Genomic DNA, 26328 nt, shown 5'->3' on the forward strand with positions numbered 1-26328 from the left:
TGTTTCGAAGTGTCGGTGCTTAATATGCACAGTTTGCACAGTATGCAAAGAGCAACGAGATGACACTTAGTTTACGAGACAGGCGGCGCCTGGAGACAGCCCGTGAAATCCAGCAGGCGACGTTGCGATTGGCCATGCGCGAAGGCTTCGACGCCGTGACGACAGAAGCGATTGCGGCAGAGGCCGGTATCAGCACGCGCACCTTCTTCAACTACTATCCGAACAAGGAATCTTCGGCGATCGGCGTGCCTCCGGGGTATCGCACCGAAGACAAGGCGGCGCTGCGCACGGGCACCGGGCCGTTGGCCACGGACATCAAGGCGTTTCTTGATCGGCACATGATGGCGCTGGCCGAGAACGAGGAAACCTTGCGGATGGTCCGCAAGATCGTGCGTGCCAACGCCAAGGCCAGCGGCGTCCTGGATCGCATTCACCTTGACGAGCGCGACGAGCTGGCCGAATGCCTGCGCCCCCGCGTCAACGACGTGCACGTCGCGATAGCGCTTGCCGCCAATGCGGCGGCCTGCACATCACGCGCGATCCACCTATGGGAGAACGAGGATAGCGTGCCCCTGGCACAGGCCCTCGATACCATCTGGGCCGGACAAGTCACTGCCGCGCGATTGCTGACGGCCGGATAGTCGCCCTCGAACTAAGCCTGCGCTCGCGCTGCGGGATCGAGGCCTCCTCTACTCGGGAACACAGATTTCGCCGCGGGCAATGGCACGGCCCGTTCCGAACAGGAGACCGGCGATGATCAGGCATAGTGCAGTCAGACCGACCTGACCGGCCAGTGTGTGACCCGGGCTGGCTGCCAGAGTGCCAAAGCGCAGGCTGGCAAGGGTCAGCGCGGCGACCGGAAAGCTGAGCGCCCAGAGGGACAGGGAAAATGGTTGGCCGCGCAGCTTGCCGACCTGGGTCAGGGCCAGCCCCAGAAAGACCAGTGTCGCGCCGTAGAGGATCCGCGCGAAGGCGTCCAGCACGCCGCCATTCAGTTGCAGCCAGGCAAGGAACGTCACCGCAGGGGGCGCTATCAGGATCGCCAGTGTCGGCACCATGCGCCCCGGCAGGGGATCGTGAAAGATCAGCCTGTTCATGACCAGAACAAGCAGGACGATCCAGAAGATCAGGCCGGCCGAAAAGAACACCCAGGACGTTTCGGGAAAGCCAAGGCCGACCCCCGCCACCGGTGCCACCACGTTGCCCACGGCCGGAATGAACCAGGCGGGCGAGATATGGATGGTCTGGAACTTGCGATGGCCGATCCAGTTGGACAGGACTGCCAGCGACAGTGTCGCCTGGCTTGCGGCGCCGATCAGCCAGATCACCCGCGCCAGACCTTGCGACGTCGGGGCCAGCGCCGTGGCAATCAACAGCATCGAAATTGAGAACGCCGGAAAGAAGGCCAGCTTGACCGGGTGCTTCCATTCCGCCGCGACGGCCCCGGGATACCGCAGCGCCTTGAGCGAATAGATACTGACCAGGGTCACGAAGACCGCCACCGTCCCCGCCAACGCCACCAGACCGGCAAGGGGAAGCCCCGCGAGATGCAGCGCGGTCGTCAGCCCGGACAGCCCCATGACGGCGGCAAAGAACGGCACCGGAAAGTGTTCAAGCCGCGATGTCCGCGCCTCGGACCGGCTGTCTGATAAGGTCATGTCGTCTCCGATGCGGAAGGCTTTGCTTGGGCAATCCTCCCCAAAATCAGGGGTCTGCGGAAGTATTATATTTTCCGATGACGTCCCCCCGGCTGTGTCATGTGTCGATGCCAGAAGTCCGACCGGGAGCGTTGCCGGTTCGCGGTCGGCAAGCTTCAGGGGCGGTATGGGCCCTCCTGCCGGAGCCGATGCTGCCATAGGGGTTTTCGGACCCGGCGATCGTTCAGCCTGAGGTATATCTGCTGCGGTTCACCGGGGGGCGGCGGTGTCGGGCCCTTTGTCGGGCGACTTATGCCTGTTCTATTCCCGCCTGCGCCTCTGGACAGGGCCAACAGGTGTTGTATGCGTTAGGAATTGCGTTCCGCTTGCCTCTTCTTTCGCGAGACGGCGCATTTCGAAGCATTACCCATGGGAGGAATCATGGATCGTCGTTCTTTCATTCGCCAAGCTGGCCTGGCCGGTGCGGGCGCTGGCGCTGCCGCTTTGGCAACCCCCGCCGTTGCACAGGATCGCATCACCTGGCGCATGGTCACCACCTGGCCGAAGAATTTCCCCGGCCTCGGTGTCGGCGCGCAGCGTATGGCTGACCGTATCACCACCGCCTCGGGCGGCCGCCTGACCATCCAGGTCTATTCGGCCGGCGAAATGGTTCCGCCGCTGCAATCGCTGGATGCCGTCATCGATGGCACCGCGGAAATGAGCCACGGTGCCGCCTACTACTGGCAGAACAAATCCACCGCCCTGTCGTTCTTCACCGGCGTGCCCTATGGCATGACCTCCGGCGAACTGGCCGCATGGGTCGGTCACATGGGCGGTCAGGAACTGTGGGACGAGGTCTATGACCAGTTCGGCGTTCAGGGCTTCCTGTCGGGCAACACCGGCACACAGGCCGGCGGCTGGTTCCGGGAAGAAGTCACCGGTCTCGACAGCCTGAAGGGCCTGCGCTTCCGGACCCCCGGTCTTGGCGGCCGCGTCTGGGAAAAACTGGGCGCCACGGTCACCAACATGGCGGCGGGCGAGATCTTCCAGGCACTGCAATCGGGTGCGCTGGACGCGGCCGAATTCGTCGGCCCCTACAACGACCTGGCCCTCGGCTTCTACCAGGTGGCGAAGAACTATTACTTCCCCTCCTTCGTCGAACCCGGTCTGGCCACCGAACTGGTCGTCGACAAGGCCAAGTACCAGGCCCTGCCCGAAGATCTGCAAGCCATCGTTCGCGATGTCTGTCAGGCCGAATACGACACGGTTTCCTCGGACTTCATTGCCAACGACCCGCGTGCGCTCAAGACCCTGGTCGATGACCACGGCGTGCAGGTGCGCCAGTTCCCCGATGAGATCCTGGAAGCCGGTGCCGTGGCCTCGATGGAGATCATCTCGGAGCTGCGCGACAGCGATGACGAGATGACCCGCAAGGTCACCGAGCACTTCATCGAGTCGCTGAACCTGATGCGGACCCGGACCGAAGGCAACGACATGAACTTCATCGAAGCCCGCGAAAAGTACTTCACGCTCTGAACGCGCGTCTTTGCGACATTGAAAAGGCCCGGGCAGATGCCCGGGCCTTTTGCGTTTCCGATACCCGGTTCATTGGGCGCTGCGGTGGAAGGGGGGCGCAGCGCCCTTGGCTCTAGCCCGCGATGATCGAGGGCAGCCAGGTGACGACCTGGGGGAAGGCGAACAGCAGGGCGATGGCCAGGATCTGCAGCGCCACGAAGGGCAGGATGCCCCTGTAGATCGCCGATGTCGGCACATCGTCCGGCGCCACGCCGCGCAGGTAGAACAGCGCAAAGCCGAAAGGCGGCGTCAGGAAGGAGGTCTGCAGGTTCACCCCCACCATGACGCCCAGCCAGACCGGGCTGATGTCCATGCCCAGAAGGATCGGCGCGGTGATCGGGATCACGATGAAGATGATCTCGAAGGTGTCCAGGATGAAGCCCAGCACGAACATGATGGCCATCACAACTGCCACGGCCATCAGCGGTCCACCCGGCAAGCCGGTCAGGAATTCATGCACCAGGGCGTCGCCGCCCATCATGCGGAACACCACGGAAAAGACCGCGGCCCCGAACAGGATGATGAAGACCATGCTGGTGATGGTGGCCGTCTGGACCGCCGTCTGATGCAGGATCTTCCAGGACAGCTTCCAGCGCAGCGCCGCCAGCAATGTAGCGCCGACCGCCCCGACAGAGGCCGCTTCGGTCGGAGTGGCAATCCCGCCCAGGATCGAGCCCAGCACGGCCAGGATCAGCAGCAGCGGCGGCACCAGCGCGGTCATGATCTCGCGCTTCAGGTGGTGTTTCTCTTCGGGCGGCACCGGGGTGGCAGGGCAGCTTTCGGGATCGGTCGCCGCCTTGAACAGCACCCAGCCGATATAAAGCAGCACCAGCATCACACCGGGCAGCAGCGCGCCGGCAAACAGATCCCCGACCGAGACGGGCGCGGGGGCAAAGTTGCCCTTGGCCATCTGCACCTGCGCGTTGATCCCCGACAGCATGTCGCCCATGAAGATCAGCACCGTCGAGGGCGGAATGATCTGCCCCAGCGTGCCCGAGGCACAGATCACCCCGGTGGCCAGCGTCGGCTTGTAGCCCGCGCGGGTCATCGCCGGCAGCGAAATCAGGCCCATGGTGACCACCGTGGCCCCCACGACCCCGGTCGAGGCCGCCAGCATGGCGCCCACGATCACCACGGAAATCGCCAGACCGCCGCGCATGTTGCCGAACAGCTTGCCCATGGTCATCAGCAGCTGTTCCGCGATCTGCGACCGTTCCAGCATCACGCCCATGAAGACGAACAGCGGCACGGCCACGAGGACCTCGTTCGTCATGTAGCCGATGTAGCGATTGGGCAGAGAGCCGAAGTTCGACGGGTCGAAGACCCCGAAATGCATCCCCAGCAGGGCAAACAGCAGCGAGGTCCCCGCCAGGGTGAAGGCCACCGGGAACCCCAGCAGCAGGAAGCCGATGATGCCGACGAACATCAGCCCGGAGAGCAACTCTCCGATCAGAAGGGGATCCATCAGACGGCCTCCACGGGATGCGCGGGATCGTTCCGGCGGGTATAGCGAATGCGTTCAGGCACCAGGTCCTCGTGCCCGGTCAGGGTCAGGACAGAGCGCAGGATCATGGCCAGCCCCTGCAGGGCGATCAGCAGGGCGAAGACCAGGATGAAGGTCTTGAGCACGAAAAGCCCCGGCATCCCGCCGACGTTGGCCGATCCTTCGCCGTAGCTCCAGGCGCGTTTGACGAAGGGCAGGGAATAGGTCCAGACGACGTACATGGCGGGCATCAGGAACAGCACGACACCGATCAGGTCGATGACGGCCTTCTTGCGCGGGCTGGCCGGGCGATAGAAGATATCGACCCGGACGTGGTTGTCCCGCAGCAGGGCGAAACCGGCCACGGCGGTGAACATGGCGCCGTTCAGCCAGATGTAGAGATCCTGCATCCAGACATAGCTGATGGCGAAAACGTACCGCTGCACCACCACGGTGAAGCAGACGAGAACGATGCCGACCGAAAGCCAGGACAGCACGGTCCCGACCAGCGCATTGATCGCGCAGATTATCGCGGCGATCCTCCCAAGGATCTGCATGGTATATCCTCTTTTGACAGGCACGGCCCCCGCCATGCGATTGACCTGCTCTATGCCGCGTCAACCAGGGGAGTCCAAGAGTTGAGCGCCAGGAAAAGTGGAGCTTTACCGCGAAAAGGGCCCGGCGCAAGCCACCGGAGGTTCCTTGGGCGGATTGAACCGGATCTTTGCCCGACGAGACCGGGGGGCGCATGGCAGGACCCCGGCGCCGATCTTGAAACCATATCGAAGCGCCCGGCGGGTGAGATTCTGACCGGCTTTGCATATCAGAAGGTATGCCACACGCCCAAGACCCTCCCCCTCGCCGGCGCAACCGATGGCCCCGGCCTTGCTGGTGCATCTTCCCTTGCCTGTCCGGGAACAGGGCAGGCGCATGGCCGCGCAAGCGCATCAATTCAGTGATCTGAAGCCTGAAACAAGGTGAGGCTGCGTCACGGCAACAGGCAGATGGGGACAGATGGGCGATCCATCGCTTCGCGATGATCCAGGCAATGGTCGGGGCAATGTACGCTCTGCGGTCCCGCAAACACCCATCGTGCCAGACCCCGGCCGCTGCCGAAATGGTTCGCGACGCTCAGGTTGCTGACGCCCGACACCCGCGATGCGGTGCTGTCCGTGGGCGAGACGGTGCAGGTTACGGCCGGCAACATCGTGGTCCGGGAAGGCGAAGAGACCACGGATCTCTACATCATCGAAGCCGGAGACGTCGCCTGCATGCGCGCCGGTGCCGAAGAAGACGATGACGACTGGCCGGTTCTGGCGCGGGTTTGGCACAGGGCTGCCGCATTGCGGCGGGCATCCCACTCATTTCTGCGCAGACCTTGCCGGCATCGCACCATGATTGCCGCCCTGTGCGCCGGCAGTCATTGCGCTGTCTCCGCCCGCCCGGCTAGCCTTGCGCCATGACATCTTCCCCCAAGTCCGCTGCCACCCTGACGCTGTCCGATATCCTCTCCGCCCGCCGGGTGCTGCGCGGGCAGGCGGATGCCACGCCGATGGTGCCCTCCGCGAAGATGAGCGCGCATCTGGGGCAGGAGTTTCTGCTGAAGCTGGAAACCACCCAACCCATCGGCGCCTTCAAGCTGCGCGGCGCGTTGAATGCCATTGCCAACCTGCCGCCCGACACCGCCGGGGTGACCTGCTGTTCCACCGGCAACCACGGGCGCGGTGTTGCCCATGCGGCGCGGGCGCGGGGGATGCGGGCGGTGGTCTGCATGTCCGCGCTGGTGCCGCAGGCCAAGGTCGATGGCATCCGGGCGCTTGGCGCAGAGGTCCGCATCTGCGGCACCAGCCAGGACGAGGCCGAGGCGGAAAGCCAGCGCCTTGCGCAGGCGGAAAACCTTGCCGTGATCTCTCCCTTCGACGACCCCCACGTGATCGCCGGGCAGGGCACCATCGGGATCGAGATGATGGAGGCCCGCCCCGACCTCGACCTGATCCTTGTGCCACTGTCCGGTGGCGGTCTGGCGGCGGGCGTGGCGCTGGCGGTGAAAACGGTGAACCCACGGACCCGCGTCATCGGCGTCTCGATGGATCGCGGCGCGGCGATGCATCTGTCGCTGGCCGCCGGCCACCCGGTTGCGGTGACCGAGGTCGCCAGCCTTGCCGACAGCCTTGGCGGCGGCATCGGTATGGATAACGCGTTCAGTTTCGCGCTCTGCCGCCGCCATCTGGACGCCACGATCCTGGTGACCGAGGCCGAGATCCGCGATGCCATGCAGGCGCTGTTCTTCGAAGACCGCATGGTGGCCGAAGGCGCCAGCGTCGTCGGTCTGGCCGCCGCGCTGGCGGGCAAGCTGCCGCCGCTGCGCGGCCCGGTCGGTACGATCCTGACCGGACGCAACCTCGACATGGATCAGTTCCTCGGGATCATGGCAGGCAGGGACATTCCGCTGGGTGATCTGACCCTGAAAGGACGCGCCTATGCCCCATGACATCCGCATCCTGACAGAAGCCGATCTGCGCGGCCTTCTGACGCTGGATCTGGCGCTGGTCGATGTCATCGAACGCGCCTTTGCCGCGCTGGCTGGCGGGCAGGTCGTGATGCCGCCGATCCTGTCCATGGACCTTCCGGCGGTGAACGGCGAGGTCGATGTAAAGACCGCCTGGATCCCCGGTTTCGACGGCTTCGCCATCAAGGTCTCGCCGGGGTTCTTCGACAACCCGTCGCTGGGGCTGCCCAGCCTGAATGGTCTGATGCTGCAGTTTTCGGCAACGACGGGGCTGGCCGAGGCGGTGTTCCTCGACAATGGGTTCCTGACGGATATGCGCACCGCCGCCGCCGGGGCGGTCGCCGCGCGCCATCTTGCGCCGCGTCAGGTGCAGACCGCTGCGGTCTTCGGCACCGGCGCTCAGGCGCGGCTTCAGATGCAGGCGGCGTATCTGGTGCGGCCCTTCGAACGTTTGCTGGTGCATGGCCGCGACCTGGCCAGGGCCCGTGCCTGCGCCGACGATCTTGCCGCGGCCCTTGGCGTTCGCGCCGAAGCGGTCGAAGACCCCGCCGCCATGGTCGCGCAGGCTCAACTGGTCGTCACCACCACCCTGGCGCGCGTGCCGATCCTGCGCGCCGAATGGCTGCATCCGGGGCTGCATGTCACTGCCATGGGATCAGATCAGACCGGCAAGACCGAGATCGCGCCCGAGGCACTGGCGCGCGCCGACCTCTACGTCTGCGACCGGGTCAGCCAATGCGAGGTCTCGGGCGAGTTGGAAGCGGCCCTTGCCGCTGGTGCCTGGGCAAGGGGCACGCCGCCGGAGCTGGGCCAGATCATCGTCGGCAGTCATCCCGGCCGAGTGGACGAGGATGCGGTGACCATCTGCGACCTGACCGGCACCGGGGTGCAGGACACCGCCATCGCAACCCATGTGCTGTCGCTGGCCGGGGTGGCGGGGGTGACGGTGCGCAGCTAAGGCGCGCCCCGTGGACAGCAGCCCCCATGCGCCCTAAACCTTGGCCAACCAACCCTGCAGCATTGCCCCACCTGAAAGGCCCGGATGACCCCCCTCGACAGCCGCGATATCGAGATCCTGCGCGTCATCTCCCGCGAGGGGCGCATCACCAAGGCGGCTCTGGCCGAACGGATCGGCCTGTCTCCGACGCCCAGCTGGGACCGGCTGCGCAAGCTGGAAAAGGCCGGGCTGATCGAAGGCTACGGCGCGCGTATCAACCTGCGCAAGCTGGCGCCGCATGTCACCGTCTTCGTCACTGCCGAACTGGCCGATCACACGGGCGCGCGGCAGCGGATCTTTGAAGAGGCAATGCAGAATTATGACGAAGTCACGGGGTGTTGGGCGCTTGGCGGCGGGTTCGACTATCTGTTGCAGATCGTCACACGGGACATCGATGCCTATCAGCGCCTGATCGACGCGATGCTGGATAACCGGATCGGGCTGGCGCGTTACTATACCTATATCGTCACCAAGCCGGTGAAGGGCGATGGCCCGCCGCCGCTGGACGTCCTGCTGGACGACTAGGCCCAGTCCAGACAGCTTTTGGGCGCCGCTTCAAAAGCTGTCTGGACTGTCACGCGCATCAACTTCAGTCCCGACGGACTGTTGCGCTGCTCCAGACTGCCTCTTGCGATACCCGTGCCGAACCGGCGCGGCACCAGGAGGGAACCATGCTTCGCACCGCGCTCTCGGCCCGCCCCGAGATTACCGACAAATCGCTCGTCCGCTCGTTTTCCTATATCGATGGGAAGTGGCGCGCCGCCGCCTCGGGCGAGACGATCCCCGTCACCGATCCGGCGACCGGCGACCTGATCGGCGGCGTCGCCAGCCTGTCGGGCGCGGAATCCCGTGCGGCCGTGGATGCGGCGCAGGCGGCCTTTGCCGGCTGGTCCGACACGCTGCCGCAGGACCGGGCGCGCATCCTGCGCCGCTGGTACGAGTTGATCGTCGAGAACCGCGAGGATCTCGCCCGGATCATGGTGCTGGAACAGGGCAAGCCCCTGTCCGAAGCCCGCGGAGAAATCACCTATGGCGCCGATTTCGTCGAATTCTACGCCGAGGAAACCCGTCGCCCCAATATCGAAGGCGTCACCAGTCACCTGCCGGATGCCGAGGTCGAGCTGTGGCGCGAACCGGTCGGGGTGGCTGCCCTGATCACGCCCTGGAACTTTCCCATGGCGATGCTGACACGCAAGGCCGCCGCCGCGCTGGCGGTCGGCTGCACAGTTGTGGCGCATCCTTCGGGCGAAACGCCCTTCAGCGCGCTGGCGCTGGCGGAACTGGCCGAACGCGCGGGCCTGCCGGCCGGTGTCTTCAACGTCGTGACCGGCGCGCCGGCGACGATCTGCGAACCCTGGACAAGCGATCCGCGTGTCCGCGCCCTGTCCTTTACCGGCTCGACCGAGGTCGGGCGGCTTCTGTACCGTCAATCCGCCGAGACGGTAAAGAAACTGGTGCTGGAACTTGGCGGCCATGCCCCGGTGATCGTCTTTGACTGTGCCGATCTGGAGCAGGCGGTGGCCGAAACCATCAAGGCGAAATTCGCCACCTCGGGGCAGGATTGCCTTGGGGCCAACCGGATCTACGTGCAGCGCCCGCTGTACGAGGCCTTCTGCCGGAAATTCACCGAAGCGACCGAAAAGCTGACCCTTGGACCGGGGCGGGACGATCCCGATCTTGGGCCGCTGATCAATGAACGCGCGGTGCAGAAGCAGGAACAGCATGTCGCGGATGCGCTGGACAAGGGGGCAAAGGTGCTGACCGGGGGCAAGCGCGCCAGCGCCGGGCCGCTGTTCTACGCGCCAACCGTGTTGGCCGATGTCCCGCATGACGCGCTGATCCTGCGCGAGGAAACCTTTGGCCCTGTCGCCGCCATCCTGCCCTTCGATGACGAAGCCGCCGTGGTGACGGCGGCCAACGACAGCGAATACGGCCTTGTCGCCTATGTCCATGCTCAGGACCCGCGCCGCATCTACCGGGTCAGCCGGGCGCTGCAATACGGCATGGTCGCGGTCAATCGCACCAAGGTCACCGGCGCGCCGATCCCCTTCGGCGGCACCAAGCAATCGGGGCTGGGTCGCGAAGGGTCGCGCATCGGATCCGAAGAATTCACCGAAATCAAATATGTCTGCCGCGACTGGGCCTGAGACCCGCCGCGCAAGTAAGAGGACGCATCGACATGCTGAAGACCGATCTGCGCAACGACCAGCTTGAAAGCTGGGACCGCGAGAACTTCTTTCACCCCTCCACCCACCTGGCGCAACATGCGCGGGGCGAGACGCCGAAGCGGGTGATCCGCACGGCCTCTGGCGTCTTCATCGAGGACCGCGACGGTAACAAGCTGCTGGATGCCTTCGCCGGGCTCTATTGCGTCAACGTCGGCTACGGCCGTCAGGAAATCGCCGAAGCCATCGCCGATCAGGCCCGCGAACTGGCCTATTACCACGCCTATGTCGGCCACGGCACCGAGGCCTCGATCACCCTGTCGAAGATGGTGCTGGATCGCGCACCCAAGAACATGTCCAAGGTCTATTTCGGGCTTGGCGGTTCGGACGCCAACGAAACCAACGTCAAGCTGATCTGGTATTACAACAACATCCTCGGCCGCCCCGAGAAGAAGAAGATCATCTCGCGCTGGCGCGGCTATCATGGGTCGGGCCTTGTCACCGGGTCGCTGACCGGGCTCGAGCTGTTCCACAAGAAATTCGATCTGCCGGTCGAGCAGGTCACCCATACCATCGCGCCCGACTACTTCCGCCGCGAGGACCTGAGCCAGACCGAAGAGCAGTTCGTCGCCCATTGCGCGGCGGAACTCGAGGCGCTGATTGCCCGCGAAGGGGCCGACACCATCGCAGCCTTCATCGGGGAACCGGTGCTGGGCACAGGGGGCATCGTGCCGCCGCCCGCCGGCTACTGGGCCGCGATCCAGGACGTGCTGAAGCGCCACGACATCCTGCTGGTCGCGGACGAGGTCGTCACCGGCTTCGGGCGGACGGGGTCGATGTTCGGGTCCGATCACTACGGGATCGAGCCTGACCTGATCACCATCGCCAAGGGCCTCACTTCGGCCTATGCGCCGCTGTCGGGCTCCATCGTCGGGGACAAGATGTGGAAGGTGCTGGAACAGGGCACGGATGAAAACGGCCCCATCGGCCACGGCTGGACCTATTCCGCCCATCCGATCGGTGCCGCAGCCGGTGTTGCCAACCTTGAACTGATCGACAAGCTGGATCTGGTGAGCAACGCCGGGGCCGTCGGGGGCTATCTCAACAGCGCGATGAAAGAGGCGCTTGGCGATCATCCCAACGTCGGGGACATCCGCGGCGAAGGCATGCTTTGCGCGGTGGAATTCGTCGCGGATCGCAATGATCGCCAGTTCTTCGACGCGTCGAAGAAGATCGGCGCCCAGGTCTCGGCCAAGCTGCTGGAACAGGACAGCATCATCGGGCGGGCCATGCCGCAGGGCGACATCCTTGGCTTTGCGCCGCCCTTCTGCCTGAGCCGTGAAGAGGCCGACCGTATCGTCGCCGGCACCGTGCGGGCCGTGAAGACCGTGTTGGGCTGATCCGACACCTTTCGCAGATGGAGGCGGCCGGGGTGCATCCCCGGCCGTTTTCACGTGTCAGACCCGGATGCCGTAGCGGCTGATCTTGTCGTTCAGGGTCCGCCGCGCAATGCCGAGCGCGGTCGAGGCGCGTTCGGTATTGCCCCGACAGCGTTCCAGCGTGTCGCGGATCTCGCGCGCTTCGAAGGCGGCGACCTTGTCGGCAAGGTTGCCCGGCTCGCTTGCCGGGGCGGGGCCGGCGGCCGGCCCGGCCTCTGGCAGGTCGAGGCCCAGGGCAAAGCGTTCGGCCGCCGCCTTCAGTTCGCGGACGTTCCCGGGCCAGGCGCGGCGCATCAGGCGTTGTTTCATCGTGTAGTCCATCTCCGGCACCGGGCGGGCATAGCGCCCGGCGGCGAGGCTGGCGAAATGGCTGAACAGCAGCACGATATCCTCGCCCAGCCCGCGCAGGGGCTCGGTCGCGATCTCGGCCCCGGCAAGACGATAGAACAGATCGGCGCGGAACGACCCGTCGAGGGTCAACTGCCGCAGGTCGCTTTTCGAGGTGGCGATCACCTGAAGATCCAGCGGACGCAGGGCGTTTTCCCCCAGCCGCACCACGCTGCGTTCCTGTAGCGCGCGCAGCAGTTTGGGCTGGATGCAGGCCGGCATCGCCTCGACCTCGTCCAGCAGCAGGGTCCCGCGAGAGGCCGCTTCCAGCTTGCCCGGCTTGTCGCGCGCGCCGGGGAAGGCGCCCTCGACATGGCCGAAGATCTCGATCTCGAAAAGGTCTTCGGGCAGGGCGGCGCAATTCACCGCCACCAGCGGGCCGCAGGCGCGGGCGCCACCGGCGTGCAGGGCGCGCGCGACCAGTTCCTTGCCGGTGCCGGTTTCGCCGCTGATCACGATATCAAGGTCGGTGGCGGCAAGGGCGGCGATGCGGCTGCGCAGGTCGCGCATGGCGGCCCCCTGGCCCAGCAGGCCGCCACGCCGGTCGGCCTGGGTGATCTGGGTTTGCAGGCGCTGGATCTCGGCCCGGGTGGCGCGGGTGCGCAGGGCGCGTTCCACCACCATCAGCAGATGCATCCCGTCATAGGGTTTTTCGAGGAAATCCTCGGCCCCCAGCCGCATCGCCTGCACCGCCTGACCGACATCGCCATGGCCGGTGATCATGATGATCGGGCAATCGGGGTCACGGTCCCGCGCCGCTGTCAGAAAGCCGAGGCCGTCCATGCCCGGCAGGCGCAGGTCGGTGATCGCGAGGTCGGGCAGGGGGGTGGCGGCCAGCGCCAGATCGGCCCGCGCAAAGCCTTCGGCGCCGTAGCCCGCCGCCGACAGCATGTCGCAAAGCGCGGCGCAATGGTCCGCGTCGTCTTCGATCACATGGATCAGGCTGCTCATCCCCGTTCCTTTCGCTGCGGGCTGCCAGACCCGTTCGCCTTCCAGACTGGCCAGCCCGCGTCACCTTATCCCGGGCGTCGGGGCACAAGGCAGGACCGGCAGCACGATGCTGACCCTCGTGCCCCGGTTCATCTCCGGCGCGGGCGGCGAGGCGATGTCGAGCCGGCCGCCGAACTGCAGCACGATCTCGTGGGAAATGGCAAGTCCAAGGCCCAGGCCTTCGCTATGGGTCTTGGTGGAAAAGAAGGGTTCCGTCACGCGCGGCAGGATGTCCGGGGGGATGCCGGGGCCATCATCGGTGACGTTGATCCACAGGTCGGAGCCCTGCGTTTCCATCGACAGGCGAACCTGCCCGGTGCCGGGTTCGATGGCCTCCAACGCGTTGTGCAGCAGGTTGACCAGCACCTGTTCCAGCCGCATCTGCCCGGCCATGACGCAGATTTCCTGCTCGGGGGGCTGATAAATCGGGCGAATGCCGATGCTGTCGGCGCGCGGCTGCACCAGTTCCAGCGCCGCCGTGGCGATGGTGCGCGCCGAGACAGGCTGGCTCGGGGCGGCTTCCTTGCGGGCAAAGTTCTTGAGGTTGCGGGTCATGCGCTGCATTCGCCGGATCAGCCCATGCGCCGTGGTCAGCCGCGCGCCGACCTGGTCGGGGGCGCGGTCCAGCGCGAATTGCGCCGCCGTCAGCGTGGCCTCCATCGCGGCAAGCGGCTGGCTGACCTCATGCACCACGGCGGCGGACATGCGGCCCAGGGCGGCCATCTTCTCGCTGTGCACAAGGGTTTCCTGCGCGGCGCGCAGGTCCGCCTCGATCTTGCGGCGGGCGTCGATCTCGTGGTTCAACTCGGCGGTGCGCAGGGTGACCTTTCGCTCCATCACCTCGGTCTGGCGCAGACGCAGGGCGATCAGGCGGTGGCGATGCTGGCGCAGGTTCAGCAGCGCCAGCGCCAGAAGCCCGGTCAGCGTGACGACACCGGCGGTCACCAGCGCCGCCAGATGCGCGGGCCAGGGCGAGGCCGCCGCAAGCACCTGCCAGCCGCGCGAAAAGGGCGCGCTGCGCAGGCTCAGCGACCGTCCCGCCCCGTCAACGGCCCGCGCCAGACCGCTGCCCATCAAGCCACTGCCCAGCAGACCCGTTCCCGCCGTGCCGGTCAGCACCGGGGTCGCGCCCTCCAGCCCGCTGCCGACATATAGCTGCGACCGGGTCAGCCGCGCGCGCGTGGACTGGTCCAGCGGGCGCAACGGGCGGTAGCGCCAGATGGCTTCGCTGCTTAGAAAGACGACGCCGTCGGAATCCGCCACGGCGATCTTCTGCCCGGTCTCCGTCCAGGTGTTTTCCAGCGACCTCAGGTCGATCTTGACCACCAGCACACCCATTGCCCCGTCGCGGCTGTTGCCAAGCCGGGTGGACATGAAGAACCCCGGCTCGCCGGTGGTGACGCCGATGGCATAGACCGCGCCTTCGCCGCCCGCCATCGCATCCGAGAAATAGGGCCGGAAGCTGTAGTTGCGCCCGACATAGCTGTTGCGTTCATCCCAGTTCGAGGAGGCAAGGGTCAGCCCCTCGGCGTCCAGCAGGTAAAGCTGATCCGCGCCGGCGTGTGCGGTGACGGTTTCCAGATAGGCATTGGCGGCCGCGATCGCGGTGGCATCCTGCGGCGCGGCAAGGGCGGCGGCGATGCGGGCGTCCTCGGCGGCGACTTCCGGCAGATAGCGGAAACGCTCGACCTCGGATTTCAGGGCGCGGTCGCTCAGCAGAAGAGCCTGCGCCAGACTGCGGTCAATGCGGGCGGTGACGAATTGCCAGGATAGCCCGGCGCAAAGCAGCGCCACCAGCGCCACGGCGGCGAGACGAAGCCAGAGTTGCGGTGCCAGCAGGCGCGCGGCGGCTGGCCAAGCGCGGCGGCTCAGGCGGCGGCGTGTCAGACGGCTGCGGGTGTGGGGGGGGCGGATCATGGGGCGGTTCCTGCTGTCCGGGCCGGGGCCATCCGCGTTCCCTTTCCTATCGGCGCGCCTCTGGCGGCGGCTTTTCGATCTGCGCCGTGGCGCGGGCTAGCTGGCGCAGGGGGCGATATGCAGCGGGGCTTCGGCATGGGCCCCAAGCTGGACGCACTTCGCGGCACAAAGTGTCCAGGCCGAGGGTGTTTCCCCCGAGGCGGCCAGCACCAGTTCGCGCACCGGCGCCAGATCCGGCACCCAGATCCACCAGCCGGCCTCGAAATGTCCGCCGGGACCGGGTTCCATACCTGCGCCGGAGCCCTTTACGGCGGCTTCGACCAGATGCAGGCGCTTTTCGGGGCTACCGTCCGGGGTCACGATTTCCCAGGTTTCGCGCCAGGTTTCGCGTTCCACGGAATGGGTCCATTCCAGGGTAAAGCGGTCCCCGGCCGCCAGGCCGAGGACCATGGCGCCCGCCATCAGGCAGGCGCTCATTGGCAGGTGCCGGGCAGGGCGATCACGCCACCGCCCCCTTGTCGCGGCGAATCCATTGCAGGATGCCGAAGGCTGCCACCAGGGCAAAGCCGATTTCGTCGGTCAGCGGCAGGGCGGCGACCAGGGTAAAGGCCGCGACCATCGCCAGCGCCCGTTCCCAGACCGCCAGCGGCCGACCCAGCCAGCCGATCACGGCCACACCCCAGAGGGACAGGGCGATCAGTGCCTTGATGATGACGTAGATGACGGCGGGCCAATAGCCGATGGCGACGGCCAGGTCGCCCCCGTCCTGCAGCATCAGGGCCGGGGTATAGACGGCCATGTAGGGCACGACGAAGCCGGCAGCGGCGACCTTGACGGCCTCCATGCTGATCTTCAGGCCGCTTTCCTTGGCGATCGGGGCGGCGGCAAAGCAGGCCAGCGCCACCGGCGGGGTCAGATCCGCCAGGATGCCGAAGTAGAAGACGAACATGTGGCTGACGATCAGCGGCACGCCAAGCTCCAGCAGGGCAGGTCCGGCGATGGAGGAGGTGATGATGTAGTTGGGGATCGTCGGGATACCCATGCCGAGGATGATGCAGGTGATCATCGTCAGCACCAGGCTCAGGAACAGGCTGTTCTGCCCGACCGAGACGATGAACTGGCCAAAGGTATTGGCCCCCCCGGTCAGGGTCATCACGCCGATGATCACACCGACCAGCGCACAGGCGATCCCGACGGGCAGGGCGGTCTTGGCCCCGTCCGCAAGGCTGTCACGGCAGATGGCCAGCGTCGGGCGCCCGCCGCGCCAGATGGCACAGGCGGCGATCAGCGTGCCGATCACCAGCAGCAGGGCATTTACCCCGTAGGCAAAGAAGCCCGAGGCCGCGATGCCCAGAAGCACCCAGAACACCACCCGCATCACCATAGAAGGCAGGCCGAGGGCCAGCGAGGTGCCGAGGATCAGGATACCGGTCAGCGCCAGGCCGATGGTGCCCGCGAACAGCGGCGTATAGCCCGAGAACAGCAGCCAGACCAGGACGGCCAGCGGCAGGATCAGGAACCAGCCTTCCTTCAGCGCCTTGCGGGCCGAGGGCTGGTCTTCCTTGGACATGCCGCGCAGGTTGCGCTTGCCGGCTTCCAGGTGAACCATCCAGAAGACGCCGGCAAAGTAGAGGATCGCGGGGATCAGCGCGGCCTTGACGACCTCGATGTACTGAACGCCCAGGGTCTCGGCCATGATGAAGGCCACGGCGCCCATCACCGGCGGCATGATCTGCCCGCCCATGGAGGCCGTTGCCTCGACCCCGCCGGCGAAGGCCGGGCGGTAGCCGAACCGCTTCATCAGCGGGATGGTGAATTGCCCGGTGGTCACCACGTTGGCGACGCCCGAGCCCGAGATCGTGCCCATCAGGCCCGAGGACAGCACTGACACCTTGGCCGCGCCGCCCATGCGGTGGCCCACCAGCCCCAGAGAGACATCGGTGAACAGCTTGATCATGCCGGCCTTTTCCAGGAAGGAGCCGAACAGGATGAAGAGGAAGATATAGGTCGCCGAAACATAGATCGGGATGCCGTAGATCCCTTCGGTGCCATAGGCGATCTGTTCGACCACCTGTTCAAAGGCATAGCCGCGGGTCTGCATGGCGCCCGGCGCATATTGTCCGAAGAAGGCGTAGGCCAGGAAGATGCCGCAGATGATCGGCAGGGCCGGCCCCATCAGCATCCAGGCGGCGATGAAGACGGACACGATCAGGATCACGCCCATCACGATGTCCATCTGGTTCGGCGCCCCGGCGCGGAACAGCAGCGGCTGGTATTCGATCCACTGATAGGCGGCGACCGAAATCCCGGCCAGGGCGAGGATCCAGCAGATGGTCTTGCCGAGCGCGCCGAAGTTTTTCGACAGGCTCAGCAGCGGATAGCCGAGTGCCATCAGGAAGCCGACATGCACTGCCCGCATCACCTGGCTTGGCAGGTCGATCACATGGGCGGCGATGGACACCTGGTAAAGCGAAAAGGCGACGGCGAGCCAGAACAGGTAGCGGCCTTCCAGGGTGCCCGGAAAGCTTTTCGCCAGTGGGTCGTGCATCTCGGACGTACCGTCCGGAAGCTCATGCGTATGATCGGTCATATGGGTACTCTCCCCCGGACGTCAGCCGGGACCAAAACGGATGCTTGTCGTTATGTCGGCGGGCCCGGCAAGCGGGTGAACGAGGCGGGCAGGCAAGCGGGCCATGCCCCATGCCCTGTCGACGGTGTGCAAATCCGTATGCCCGAACGGTCGGTCTGTCGGTCGGGCAGGCGAATTCGGCAGGGTCGGGCCGAAGGTGAAGCGGGGCGCGTGGTGCCGACTGTCTGGTCGGCATGTCTCGCAAACGGTGGTGGTCGTCGCGATCCGGTCTGCAATGCGCCCCCTCGGATCTTCTCCTTGGGTCCGGCCCTGGAAATGAAGGAACCGGCCCGGAGTGTCCGGACCGGTTCCCTGTCTTTCAGGCGCTGATCACATCAGGCCCATTTCCTTGTAGTAACGCTCGGCACCGGGGTGCAGCGGGATCGGTGAGTTCTTCACCGCGTCCTCGATGTTGATCGCACCGGCAGCGGCGTGGGCGGCCTTCATCGTGTCGAGGTTCTCGAACAGCAGCTTGGTCATCGCGTAGGCGGTCTCGTCGGAGACGGCCGTGCTGGTCACGAGAATGTTGGTGATCGCCAGCGTCGGGATGTCCGCGTCCTGGCCGGGGTAGGTTCCGGCGGGGATGACGCCTGCGGCATAGGGCGCGCCAAGGGTCGCGGCCACTTCGGCGGGAACGGAGACATAGGTCACGTCCTGGGTCGCCGACAGATCCTTCAGCGCCGCCGAGCCGAGGCCCGAGCTTTGCACGGTTGCGTCCAGCTGACGGTTCTTCATCAGTTCGACGGATTCGGCGAAGGGCAGGTATTCGACCTTGCCCAGATCGTCATAGGTCATGTCCAGCGCGCCAAAGATCTTGCGTGCATTGACTTCGGTGCCCGACTTGGCGGCCCCGACCGAAACGCTTTTGCCGGCCAGGTCGGCCACCGTGACGGCGCCCGATGCCGAAGTTGCGGCGATCTGGATGAAGTTCGGATAGATCGCGGCGATGGCGCGCAGGTTCTCCAGCGGCTGGGCAAAGCCGACTTCGGCGTTGCCTTCAAAGGCGTCCTTGACGGAATCGCCGAGGGCAAAGCCCAGCTCTCCGCGGCCCTGCTGCAGCAGGTTCAGGTTCTCGACCGAAGCCTTGGTCGATTGCACCTGGGTGCGGGAATCCTCGATCCCCGAGGCGTAGATTTCCGACAGGGCCACGCCAAGCGGGTAATAGACCCCCGAGGTGCCGCCGGTCAGGATGTTGATGAATTCCGTCGCCATCGCGGCTGGCGCGGTAAAGGCGAGGCTGCCGGCGACAATCGCGCCAAGGCCATATTTCTTGATCATGGTAATCCTCCCAGATTCAGCGCCCGGTGGGGCGCACGGAGGCATTCTTGGGGCTGATCGTGCCGCTTGCAACGGGGAACACGGGCCGCGCGCAGGATTTTTCGCAGGTTTCTGCCCGGCCCGTGGCGGGAATCTGCGTCGGCCGGCCATGTCGCACAGGCGCGGACAGGCCGCCGGGGATGAATTCTGGCATCACGCGGGCGTTTCGCCGATAACCGTCAGCATAGGGATAGAGGAGGCGACGAACATGGCCAAGGACTTGACGCAACAGCCCGTCGGGGTGGCCCTGATCGGGGCCGGCATGATCGCGCAGACCCATGTGACGGCCCTGTCCGGCGCGCAGGATCGCGCGCAGTTGCGGGCCGTCGTCTCGCGCACCCCGGAGCGGGCCCGCCCGCTTGCAGACCATTATGATGGCGCGGCCCCCGATTTCACCTCCGATCTTGCGGCGGTGGCGGCTGATCCGCTGATCCAGATGGCCATCGTCGCCACCCCGCCAAGCGTGCGGACAGAGGTCATCCGCGCCCTTGCCGCGTCCGGCACGCATATCCTGCTTGAGAAACCGGTGGGACGCACCCCGACCGAGGCGCTGGAAGTCGTCGAGATCTGCGAGCAGGCCGGCGTGGCCCTTGGCGTGGTCTTCCAGCACCGTGTGCGGGCGCCGTCGGTCGCGGCGGCCCGGCATGTGGCCAGCGGCGCGCTCGGCAAGCTTGGCGTGGTCGAGATCGCCGTGCCGATCTGGCGCGATCAATCCTATTACGATGAACTGGGGCGCGGCACCTATGCCCGCGACGGGGGCGGGGTCATGTTGACCAACGCGATCCATTCCATCGACCTCGCGCTTAGCCTGACGGGGCCGGTCGCCAGCGTTCAGGCCATGACCGCCACCTCGCCCCTGCACCGGATGGAGGCCGAAGATTTCGCCGTTGCGGGCCTCAGGTTCCCCTGTGGCGCGGTCGGCTCCTTTATCGCCAGTACGGCAATGTTTCCCCACCGGACCGAAGTCATCCGGCTGCATTTCGAAAACGCCAGCCTGCGGCTGGACAAGGATGCGCTGGAGGTCAGCTGGCGCGACGGGCGCAGCGTCGTCGAAGGCCGGGTCGAGGCCATCGGCGATGATCGCCCCCTGTCCGGGGGGCGGCATGAATGGCATCAGGCCATAATCGAAGATTTCGTCGATGCCATTCGGGCGGGGCGCAAACCGATGGTGACCGGGCGCGAGGCGCTGGTGTCGCACCGGCTGATCGCGGCCATCGAAACTTCATCGCGCACCGGCCGCCCGGTCGAGATGGCGTAGCAAGCCTGCCCGGCCCGGCGGGTTTCGGCCCCGGATTTGGTCCCGGGGTGCTTGACTTTTGCCGCGCGATACCCCACTTGGGTCCCAACGCTGCGCTGCCGCGTGAGCAAGCCGCGCCCATTCCATGGCGCATCAGCGTATCATCCCCAAGGATCCCATTCACGCAGGGTTCATGACGCGAGGCCGGACAGGCGGGGCACGCCCATTTGTCCAGAGGTCGCGCGACACCCTCGTTCGTCACGCGGATTCGCGGGACGATGATACATCATTCGGCTCTGCCGGCAGAATTGCCGCGGGCCGATAAAGGATATGACTTGATCGATTTTTCGACGCTCGGCCTCGCGCCGCAACTGAACGCCGCCCTTGCCGCCGCCGGGTTCAAGGAACCCACCCCCATTCAGGCCAAGGCCGTGCCGCTGGCCCTGGAAGGCCATGACATCCTTGGCCTGGCCCAGACCGGAACCGGCAAGACGCTGGCCTTTGGCCTGCCGCTGATCGACTCCATGCTGAAGCAGCCGGGCAAGCCCGAACCCAAGACCGCCAAGGCGCTGGTCCTGGCCCCGACCCGTGAACTGGTCAACCAGATCGCGGAGAACCTGCGCGGCCTGACCACCGGCACGCAGCTCAAGGTCGCCACGGTTGTCGGCGGCCAGTCCATCGGTCGCCAGATCAACCTGCTGGCGCGCGGCACCGACATCCTTGTCGCCACGCCCGGCCGCCTGATCGACCTGATGGACCGTCGCGCGGTCGACCTGTCGACCGTCACCCGCCTGGTGCTGGACGAAGCCGACCAGATGCTCGACATGGGCTTCATCCACGCGCTGCGCCGCATCGCACCCAAGCTGGGCACGCCGCGCCAGACCATGCTGTTCTCGGCCACCATGCCCAAACAGATGGAAGAGCTGTCCTCGGCCTACCTGACCAATCCGCAGAAGATTCAGGTTTCGTCGCCCGGCAAGCCCGCCGACAAGATCACGCAAAGCATCCACTTCCTGCCCAAGGGCGAGAAGCCGTTCAAGCTGCGCGAAATCCTGTCGCAGGACCTTGAGGCGTTGACGCTGGTCTTCTCGCGCACCAAGCATGGCGCCGAAAAGCTGATGAAAAGCCTCGTGGCCGACGGCTACAACGCCGCCTCTATTCACGGCAACAAGAGCCAGGGCCAGCGTGACCGCGCCATCAAGGCCTTCCGCGATGGCACGATCACCGTGCTGGTGGCGACCGATGTCGCCGCGCGCGGTATCGACATTCCGGGCGTGGCCTATGTCATCAACTACGATCTGCCCGAAGTGCCGGACAACTATGTCCACCGCATCGGCCGGACCGCACGCGCCGGTCGCGAAGGCGAAGCGATCGCCTTCTGCGCCCCGGACGAAGCGGACCTGCTGCGCCAGATCCAGAAGCTGATGAAGATCGACATCCCCGTCGGCTCCGGCACGCCCTGGATGGGCACCGACAGTGACGGCGGCGCAGCCCGTCGCGGTGGCGGCAACGGTGGCGGTCGTCGTCGTAGTGGCGGCGGCGGTGGCGGCAACAAGGGCTTTGGCGGCGGTGCCGGCAAGCCCGGCGCGAGTGCCAAGCCCAAGGCACGTCGTCCGCGTCGCCGCTCCAACGCGGCCTGATCGCGGCCTCGCGGGGGTGACCCCGCGCGCCTGCTTGGAACTGGAAAGCCGCCGGGGGATACCCTCCGGCGGCTTTTTCATGTGCTTGTGGCGGCTTGGCCCGACCGGCACCTTGCGCGACCGGGCCCTGGCCGTCGCCCGGCCTTCCCCACCCGCGGCCTTCCGAACACGAAAAAACCCGACCGGAGCGTCATGCTCTCGGGTCGGGTCCTGTCTGCCATGCGGCGGGCACTGCCACCGCAACGTGCCGTTGGCCCCAGGGGCCGGCGGCCGTTCAGTCGGCGAAGTTGGTCTTGAAGACGTGGTCGGCGATGTCTTCACGCTTCAGGCCGATGCGGTTCAGTTGTGCATCGCTCATCTGGATCAGCGCGCTGGACTGACGGCTTGCCTGCATGGCGCGGCCAAGCGAGTCGAAGAAGTTGCGCACCGACTGCGTGAAAGAATAGCTGCGGGGAGCGGAAGTGAAGTTTGTAAAGGTCTGGGCCATCGAAGCCTCCTGTATCTGGTTGAGTCATTTCTAACCCATGCCGCAACGCAGCACCAATGCCGGCTCAGAAGGCCCGCCATGTGTCAGGCACAATGGTGAGGATTTTGGGCATTTCTGCGAGTTTTTCATCTATATATCTGATTTAAAAAGGAAGTATTGAATTCGCGGGTCCGAGTATTTGCCTAAAATATAGACGATGGTTAAGATTTGGTGACCGGCTATGGGCATGCTGCATGGCTTACATCTGTCCGCTGCGCGCTCAGGGCCGTGGCTCCGGGCCGGAGTGTCGCCGTTCGGGGGCTGTCGGCGCCGCTGTGCGCACTTTTGGGCCGTTGCAAGGGGACTGATCGCGGCCAGGGCGTGACGCTGGTCGCGTTTCGCCAACGATCCCTGCGCGGGTCTGTGCAAAAACAAGGCAGGCGAACGTTCATGCAGGGCGGGATCGATCTGGCGGGACCGGGATAATGCGCGCCGTCCGGTTTCGGTTCGCCCGAAGTCGTTTTCAGGCCAAATGGCGCAAATCGCCGGTGCTATAGCCGAAGGGCAAAGCGTGACGAGCGCCCGCCGGGACCCTGCCTGCCTGAAGGCCGGTACCCCCTCGTGGGACGTTATCGCGCCGATTGCTTGTCAACCGCGCCGCGATCGGGGTCCGCCCCCGCTTCAGGCTCAGAATGCCGCATGATGCGGCCGGAGATTGCGATGGGGAACCTCGCCGAACTGCTTGCCCGCCGCCGGACCGGATATGCGCTGGAACGGCCTTTCTATACCGATCCGGAGATCTTCCGAACGGATATGGACACCATCTGGTATCGCGACTGGCTGTTCGCGGCCGCCGCCTGCGAGCTGGAAAAGACCGGCAGCTACGTGACCTGGCAGGTCGGGGACTACAACGTGATCATGGTGCGCGGGGCGGATCGCGTGATCCGGGCCTTCCACAATTCCTGCCGGCATCGCGGGTCGGTCCTGTGCAGCGCGGAAAAGGGCACGGCGCCCAAGCTGGTCTGCCCCTATCACCAATGGACCTATGAACTGGACGGCCGGCTTTTGTGGGCCCGCGACATGGGCCCGGATTTCGACCCCTCGCGCCACGGGCTGAAGCCGGTGCATTGCCGCGAACTGGCCGGGCTGGTCTATATCTGCCTCGCGGATGAGGCGCCCGATTTCGACGCCTTCGCCGGGGTGGCCGCGCCCTATCTCGATATTCACGACCTTGGCGACGCGAAAGTCGCGATGCAGACCACCATCACCGAGAACGGCAACTGGAAGCTGGTCTGGGAAAACAACCGCGAATGCTACCACTGCGGCGGCAACCACCCCGCGCTGTGCCGGACCTTCCCCGATGACCCTTCCGTTTCGGGGATCGGCGAGGGCGGCGCGGTGCCTGCCAACGTGCAGGCGCATTTCGACCGCTGCGAATCCGCCGGTGCACCGGCGCGCTTCCACCTTGCCGACAGCGGCCAGTACCGGCTGGCCCGGATGCCGCTGAAGATCGGCACCAAGAGCTATACCATGGACGGCGAACTGGCCGTCGCGCGGCGTCTGGGGCGGGTGCCCTTCGACGATGCGGGCACGCTGCTGAAGTTCCACTATCCCACGACCTGGAATCACTTCCTGTCGGATCATTCGATCCTGTTCCGTGTGACCCCCGTCGGGCCGACCGAAACCCGCGTCACGACCACCTGGCTGGTGCACAAGGACGCGGTCGAGGGCCGCGATTACGATCTGCAACGCCTGACCGAAGTCTGGGTTACCACCAACGAAGAAGACCGTCGCGTGGTCGAGGACAACCAGCATGGCATCAATTCGCCCGCCTTCGAACCCGGACCCTATTCTCCGCTGCAGGAAAGCGGCGTGATCCAGTTCACCGATTGGTATTGCGACAGCCTGCGCGCCCGTCTGCCCGGCACGCAGACCCGGATCGCGGCGGAGTAGGCGGGATGAGCAGCCTGCCCCCGTTTCCGCCGCGCGCCTTCTGGAAGGACAGCGAACCGCTCGAATGCGTCGCCGTCCTGCCCGAGGTGGCCAATACCGTCACCTTCACCTTCCGCGCGCCCTCCGGGGCCTTCTTCGACTTCGACACCGGCCAGTTCCTGACGCTGGAACTGCCGGTGCCGGGCGGGCCGCTGTATCGGACCTACACGATTTCGTCCTCGCCCTCGCGGCCGCGCTCGATCTCGGTCACGGTCAAGGCCCAGGCGGGCAGCATCGGCACCCGCTGGATGCTGGATCATCTGACGCCCGGCACCCGGATCAAGGCCATGGGCCCGGCGGGGGGCTTTACCTACCTGCAGCACCCGGCCGAGAAATACCTGTTCATCTCGGCGGGCAGCGGCATCACCCCGATGATGTCGATGACGACCTTCATGTATGATCTCGGGACCGAACCCGACATCGTCTTCATCAATTGCGCCAAGCGCCCGTCCGAGATCATTTTCCGCGCCCGTCTGGAACAGATGGCGACCCGCGCCCGTGGGATCGACCTGAAATGGGTGGTCGAAGAATCCGACCCCCTGTCGCCCTGGACCGGCTTTCAGGGTCAGTTCAACCAGCTGATGCTGGGCCTGATGGCGCCCGATTACCTGGAACGCGAAGTTTTCTGCTGTGGTCCCGAACCCTTCATGGTCGCCGTGCGCGAGGCGCTTCAGGGTCTCGGCTACGACATGGAGCGTTACCATCAGGAAAGCTTTGCCGCACCTGCGGCGGATGCGGAAACCGAAGGTGACGAGCTGGACGATGTCTATCCCGAGGCCGATACCAAGGCAGAGATCACCTTTGCCGCCTCGGGCAAGACCGCGCTGGTGCCGGAAACCGAAACCATCCTGTCCGCGACCCGTGGGGCAGGGCTGAACATTCCGTCGGGCTGTACCTTCGGGGTCTGCGGCACCTGCAAGATCCGCAAGATCTCGGGCGAGGTGCATATGGTGCACAACGGCGGCATCTCTGATGACGATATCGCCGATGGCTATATCCTGGCCTGTTGTTCGCATCCGATTGGCGCGGTGACGGTGGACGTGTAGAAACGGGGCGCCGGGCGGTTGGGTCCGGCGCAACAAGGTCTGCCTGTCATGTCCCAAGGTCCGGTTCCCGCGACGATCCTGCTGATCCATGGCGCCTGGGCCGGTGGCTGGGTCTGGGACGCCCTGATCCCCGAACTGACCGCACTTGGCCGTCGGGCCGAGGCGCTGGAACTGCCGGGCAATGGTCACCACCCGATCGGCGTGAACGAGGCTACGGTGCCGGACTATTTGGCCTGCCTGCGCGAGGCATTGCAGACCGCCCCCGGTCCGGTGGCTCTGCTGGGCCATTCGGGCGGCGGGATGCTGGTCAGCGCGGCCATGGCGCATTTCCCCGACAGGATCAGTCAGTCGATCTGGCTGGCGGGAATGCTGCTGGACGATGGCATGACCTTCGACAGGGTGCAGGAACGTATCGCCGGGCCCGGTCAGCGGATCGGCGTCACGCCTCGTATCGTCGCGGCGGCGGACGGGCGCAGCAATGCCGTTCCGGTCGAGGCCGCCATGGCGCATTTCTTTCAGGACCTGCCCGAAGACACGGCCCGCGCCGCCGCCCTGCGCCTGACACCGCAGCCCATCGCAGGCTATCGTATCCCCGTCACGCGCGGCCCGGGGTTCGCGGCCCTGCCAAAGCTGTACATTCAGGCGCTGCAGGACCGCTCTGTCCTGCCGGAGGCGCAGCGGATCATGTGCGACGGGGTCCCGGGCCTCGACATCGCGCAGCTTGATGCGGGTCATGCACCGCAGGTGTCGCAGCCTGGCGCCCTTGCGCGGATCATCGACGACTGGCTGCCAAGCTGAGGGCACGGGCCGTCTTGTTCCGCTCCTCATGGGACCGCTGGCCTGCGACCGGGCCGCCACGAGGCGCGCCAATCGGAGTCCCCAAGGGCGGGAATTTCTTGACA

The 26328-nt window shown here is 65.8% G+C and carries 22 protein-coding genes; 13 read left to right on the plus strand and 9 right to left on the minus strand.

Features of this window, described 5'->3' with window-relative positions; translation table 11 throughout:
* Nucleotides 1-59: 59 nt before the first annotated feature.
* A complete protein-coding gene (locus PSAL_RS17300) occupies nucleotides 60-641 on the plus strand; it encodes a TetR/AcrR family transcriptional regulator (protein WP_119838091.1) in 582 nt (193 codons plus the stop codon).
* Between the two features lie 48 nt (nucleotides 642-689).
* Here the strand turns inward: PSAL_RS17300 and PSAL_RS17305 are convergent, their stop codons facing one another.
* Nucleotides 690-1658: an SLAC1 anion channel family protein gene (locus tag PSAL_RS17305; protein ID WP_119838090.1), complete on the minus strand. Its 969-nt coding sequence runs from the start codon at nucleotides 1656-1658 to the stop codon at nucleotides 690-692.
* Nucleotides 1659-2078: 420 nt separating this feature from the next.
* Here PSAL_RS17305 and PSAL_RS17310 point away from each other — a divergent pair, with 420 nt between their 5' ends.
* On the plus strand, nucleotides 2079-3173 hold the full coding sequence (locus PSAL_RS17310; RefSeq protein WP_119838089.1) for a TRAP transporter substrate-binding protein: 1095 nt from the start codon (nucleotides 2079-2081) through the stop codon (nucleotides 3171-3173).
* Between the two features lie 112 nt (nucleotides 3174-3285).
* Here the strand turns inward: PSAL_RS17310 and PSAL_RS17315 are convergent, their stop codons facing one another.
* Complete coding sequence (locus PSAL_RS17315; RefSeq protein WP_119838088.1) at nucleotides 3286-4677, minus strand: TRAP transporter large permease; 1392 nt, start codon at nucleotides 4675-4677, stop codon at nucleotides 3286-3288.
* A complete protein-coding gene (locus PSAL_RS17320; RefSeq protein WP_119838087.1) occupies nucleotides 4677-5252 on the minus strand; it encodes a TRAP transporter small permease subunit in 576 nt (191 codons plus the stop codon). Before PSAL_RS17320 ends, PSAL_RS17315 begins: the two co-directional genes overlap by 1 nt.
* 579 nt (nucleotides 5253-5831) lie before the next feature.
* On the opposite strand from PSAL_RS17320, the gene PSAL_RS17325 reads away from it, so the two are divergent.
* From PSAL_RS17325 to PSAL_RS17350, 6 genes are all read left to right on the plus strand, one after another.
* Complete coding sequence (locus tag PSAL_RS17325) at nucleotides 5832-6158, plus strand: cyclic nucleotide-binding domain-containing protein (RefSeq protein ID WP_119838086.1); 327 nt, start codon at nucleotides 5832-5834, stop codon at nucleotides 6156-6158.
* Nucleotides 6155-7186, plus strand: a complete 1032-nt coding sequence (gene eutB, locus PSAL_RS17330; RefSeq protein WP_119838085.1) for a hydroxyectoine utilization dehydratase EutB — start codon at nucleotides 6155-6157, stop codon at nucleotides 7184-7186. Before PSAL_RS17325 ends, eutB begins: the two co-directional genes overlap by 4 nt.
* The gene (locus PSAL_RS17335) at nucleotides 7176-8162 is read left to right on the plus strand and encodes a cyclodeaminase (protein ID WP_119838084.1); all 987 of its coding nucleotides are present in this window, start codon (nucleotides 7176-7178) and stop codon (nucleotides 8160-8162) included. Before eutB ends, PSAL_RS17335 begins: the two co-directional genes overlap by 11 nt.
* 84 nt (nucleotides 8163-8246) lie before the next feature.
* Complete coding sequence (locus PSAL_RS17340) at nucleotides 8247-8726, plus strand: Lrp/AsnC family transcriptional regulator (protein ID WP_119838083.1); 480 nt, start codon at nucleotides 8247-8249, stop codon at nucleotides 8724-8726.
* A 146-nt stretch (nucleotides 8727-8872) separates the two neighbouring features.
* Complete coding sequence (locus PSAL_RS17345; RefSeq protein WP_119838082.1) at nucleotides 8873-10348, plus strand: NAD-dependent succinate-semialdehyde dehydrogenase; 1476 nt, start codon at nucleotides 8873-8875, stop codon at nucleotides 10346-10348.
* Nucleotides 10349-10380: 32 nt separating this feature from the next.
* Nucleotides 10381-11766 carry an aspartate aminotransferase family protein gene (locus PSAL_RS17350; RefSeq protein ID WP_119838081.1) on the plus strand — a complete coding sequence of 462 codons (1386 nt, stop codon included), beginning with the start codon at nucleotides 10381-10383 and terminating at the stop codon, nucleotides 11764-11766.
* Between the two features lie 57 nt (nucleotides 11767-11823).
* On the opposite strand, the gene PSAL_RS17355 is transcribed toward PSAL_RS17350, so the two are convergent.
* From PSAL_RS17355 to PSAL_RS17375, 5 genes are all read right to left on the minus strand, one after another.
* On the minus strand, nucleotides 11824-13143 hold the full coding sequence (locus PSAL_RS17355; RefSeq protein ID WP_119838080.1) for a sigma-54-dependent transcriptional regulator: 1320 nt from the start codon (nucleotides 13141-13143) through the stop codon (nucleotides 11824-11826).
* 60 nt (nucleotides 13144-13203) lie between these two features.
* A complete protein-coding gene (locus PSAL_RS17360) occupies nucleotides 13204-15099 on the minus strand; it encodes a sensor histidine kinase (RefSeq protein ID WP_119838079.1) in 1896 nt (631 codons plus the stop codon).
* A gap of 96 nt (nucleotides 15100-15195) precedes the next feature.
* Nucleotides 15196-15576 (minus strand): DUF1850 domain-containing protein, encoded by a 381-nt coding sequence (locus PSAL_RS17365; RefSeq protein ID WP_119838078.1) that lies wholly within the window; start codon nucleotides 15574-15576, stop codon nucleotides 15196-15198.
* A gap of 22 nt (nucleotides 15577-15598) precedes the next feature.
* Nucleotides 15599-17689, minus strand: a complete 2091-nt coding sequence (locus tag PSAL_RS17370; RefSeq protein ID WP_119838077.1) for a TRAP transporter permease — start codon at nucleotides 17687-17689, stop codon at nucleotides 15599-15601.
* A 369-nt stretch (nucleotides 17690-18058) separates the two neighbouring features.
* Nucleotides 18059-19006, minus strand: coding sequence for a TAXI family TRAP transporter solute-binding subunit (locus PSAL_RS17375; protein ID WP_119838076.1), 948 nt, complete (start codon nucleotides 19004-19006; stop codon nucleotides 18059-18061).
* Between the two features lie 247 nt (nucleotides 19007-19253).
* On the opposite strand from PSAL_RS17375, the gene PSAL_RS17380 reads away from it, so the two are divergent.
* Both PSAL_RS17380 and PSAL_RS17385 read left to right on the plus strand, forming a co-directional pair.
* A complete protein-coding gene (locus PSAL_RS17380) occupies nucleotides 19254-20303 on the plus strand; it encodes a Gfo/Idh/MocA family protein (RefSeq protein ID WP_119838074.1) in 1050 nt (349 codons plus the stop codon).
* A gap of 314 nt (nucleotides 20304-20617) precedes the next feature.
* Nucleotides 20618-21922, plus strand: a complete 1305-nt coding sequence (locus tag PSAL_RS17385; protein ID WP_119838073.1) for a DEAD/DEAH box helicase — start codon at nucleotides 20618-20620, stop codon at nucleotides 21920-21922.
* Between the two features lie 274 nt (nucleotides 21923-22196).
* Here the strand turns inward: PSAL_RS17385 and PSAL_RS17390 are convergent, their stop codons facing one another.
* Nucleotides 22197-22409: a DUF1127 domain-containing protein gene (locus PSAL_RS17390; protein WP_119838072.1), complete on the minus strand. Its 213-nt coding sequence runs from the start codon at nucleotides 22407-22409 to the stop codon at nucleotides 22197-22199.
* Nucleotides 22410-23108: 699 nt separating this feature from the next.
* On the opposite strand from PSAL_RS17390, the gene PSAL_RS17395 reads away from it, so the two are divergent.
* Genes PSAL_RS17395 through PSAL_RS17405 form a run of 3 tightly spaced genes read left to right on the plus strand, consistent with a single transcriptional unit; the run spans nucleotide 23109 to nucleotide 26224 of the window.
* A complete protein-coding gene (locus PSAL_RS17395) occupies nucleotides 23109-24341 on the plus strand; it encodes an aromatic ring-hydroxylating oxygenase subunit alpha (protein WP_119838071.1) in 1233 nt (410 codons plus the stop codon).
* A 5-nt stretch (nucleotides 24342-24346) separates the two neighbouring features.
* Nucleotides 24347-25426 carry a hybrid-cluster NAD(P)-dependent oxidoreductase gene (locus PSAL_RS17400; RefSeq protein ID WP_119838070.1) on the plus strand — a complete coding sequence of 360 codons (1080 nt, stop codon included), beginning with the start codon at nucleotides 24347-24349 and terminating at the stop codon, nucleotides 25424-25426.
* A 48-nt stretch (nucleotides 25427-25474) separates the two neighbouring features.
* Entirely contained in the window at nucleotides 25475-26224 is a 750-nt protein-coding gene (locus PSAL_RS17405) for an alpha/beta fold hydrolase (RefSeq protein ID WP_119838069.1), read from the plus strand.
* The last annotated feature ends 104 nt before the right edge of the window (nucleotides 26225-26328 follow it).

It is taken from the genome of Pseudooceanicola algae (genome assembly GCF_003590145.2).
Taxonomy (GTDB): domain Bacteria; phylum Pseudomonadota; class Alphaproteobacteria; order Rhodobacterales; family Rhodobacteraceae; genus Pseudooceanicola; species Pseudooceanicola algae.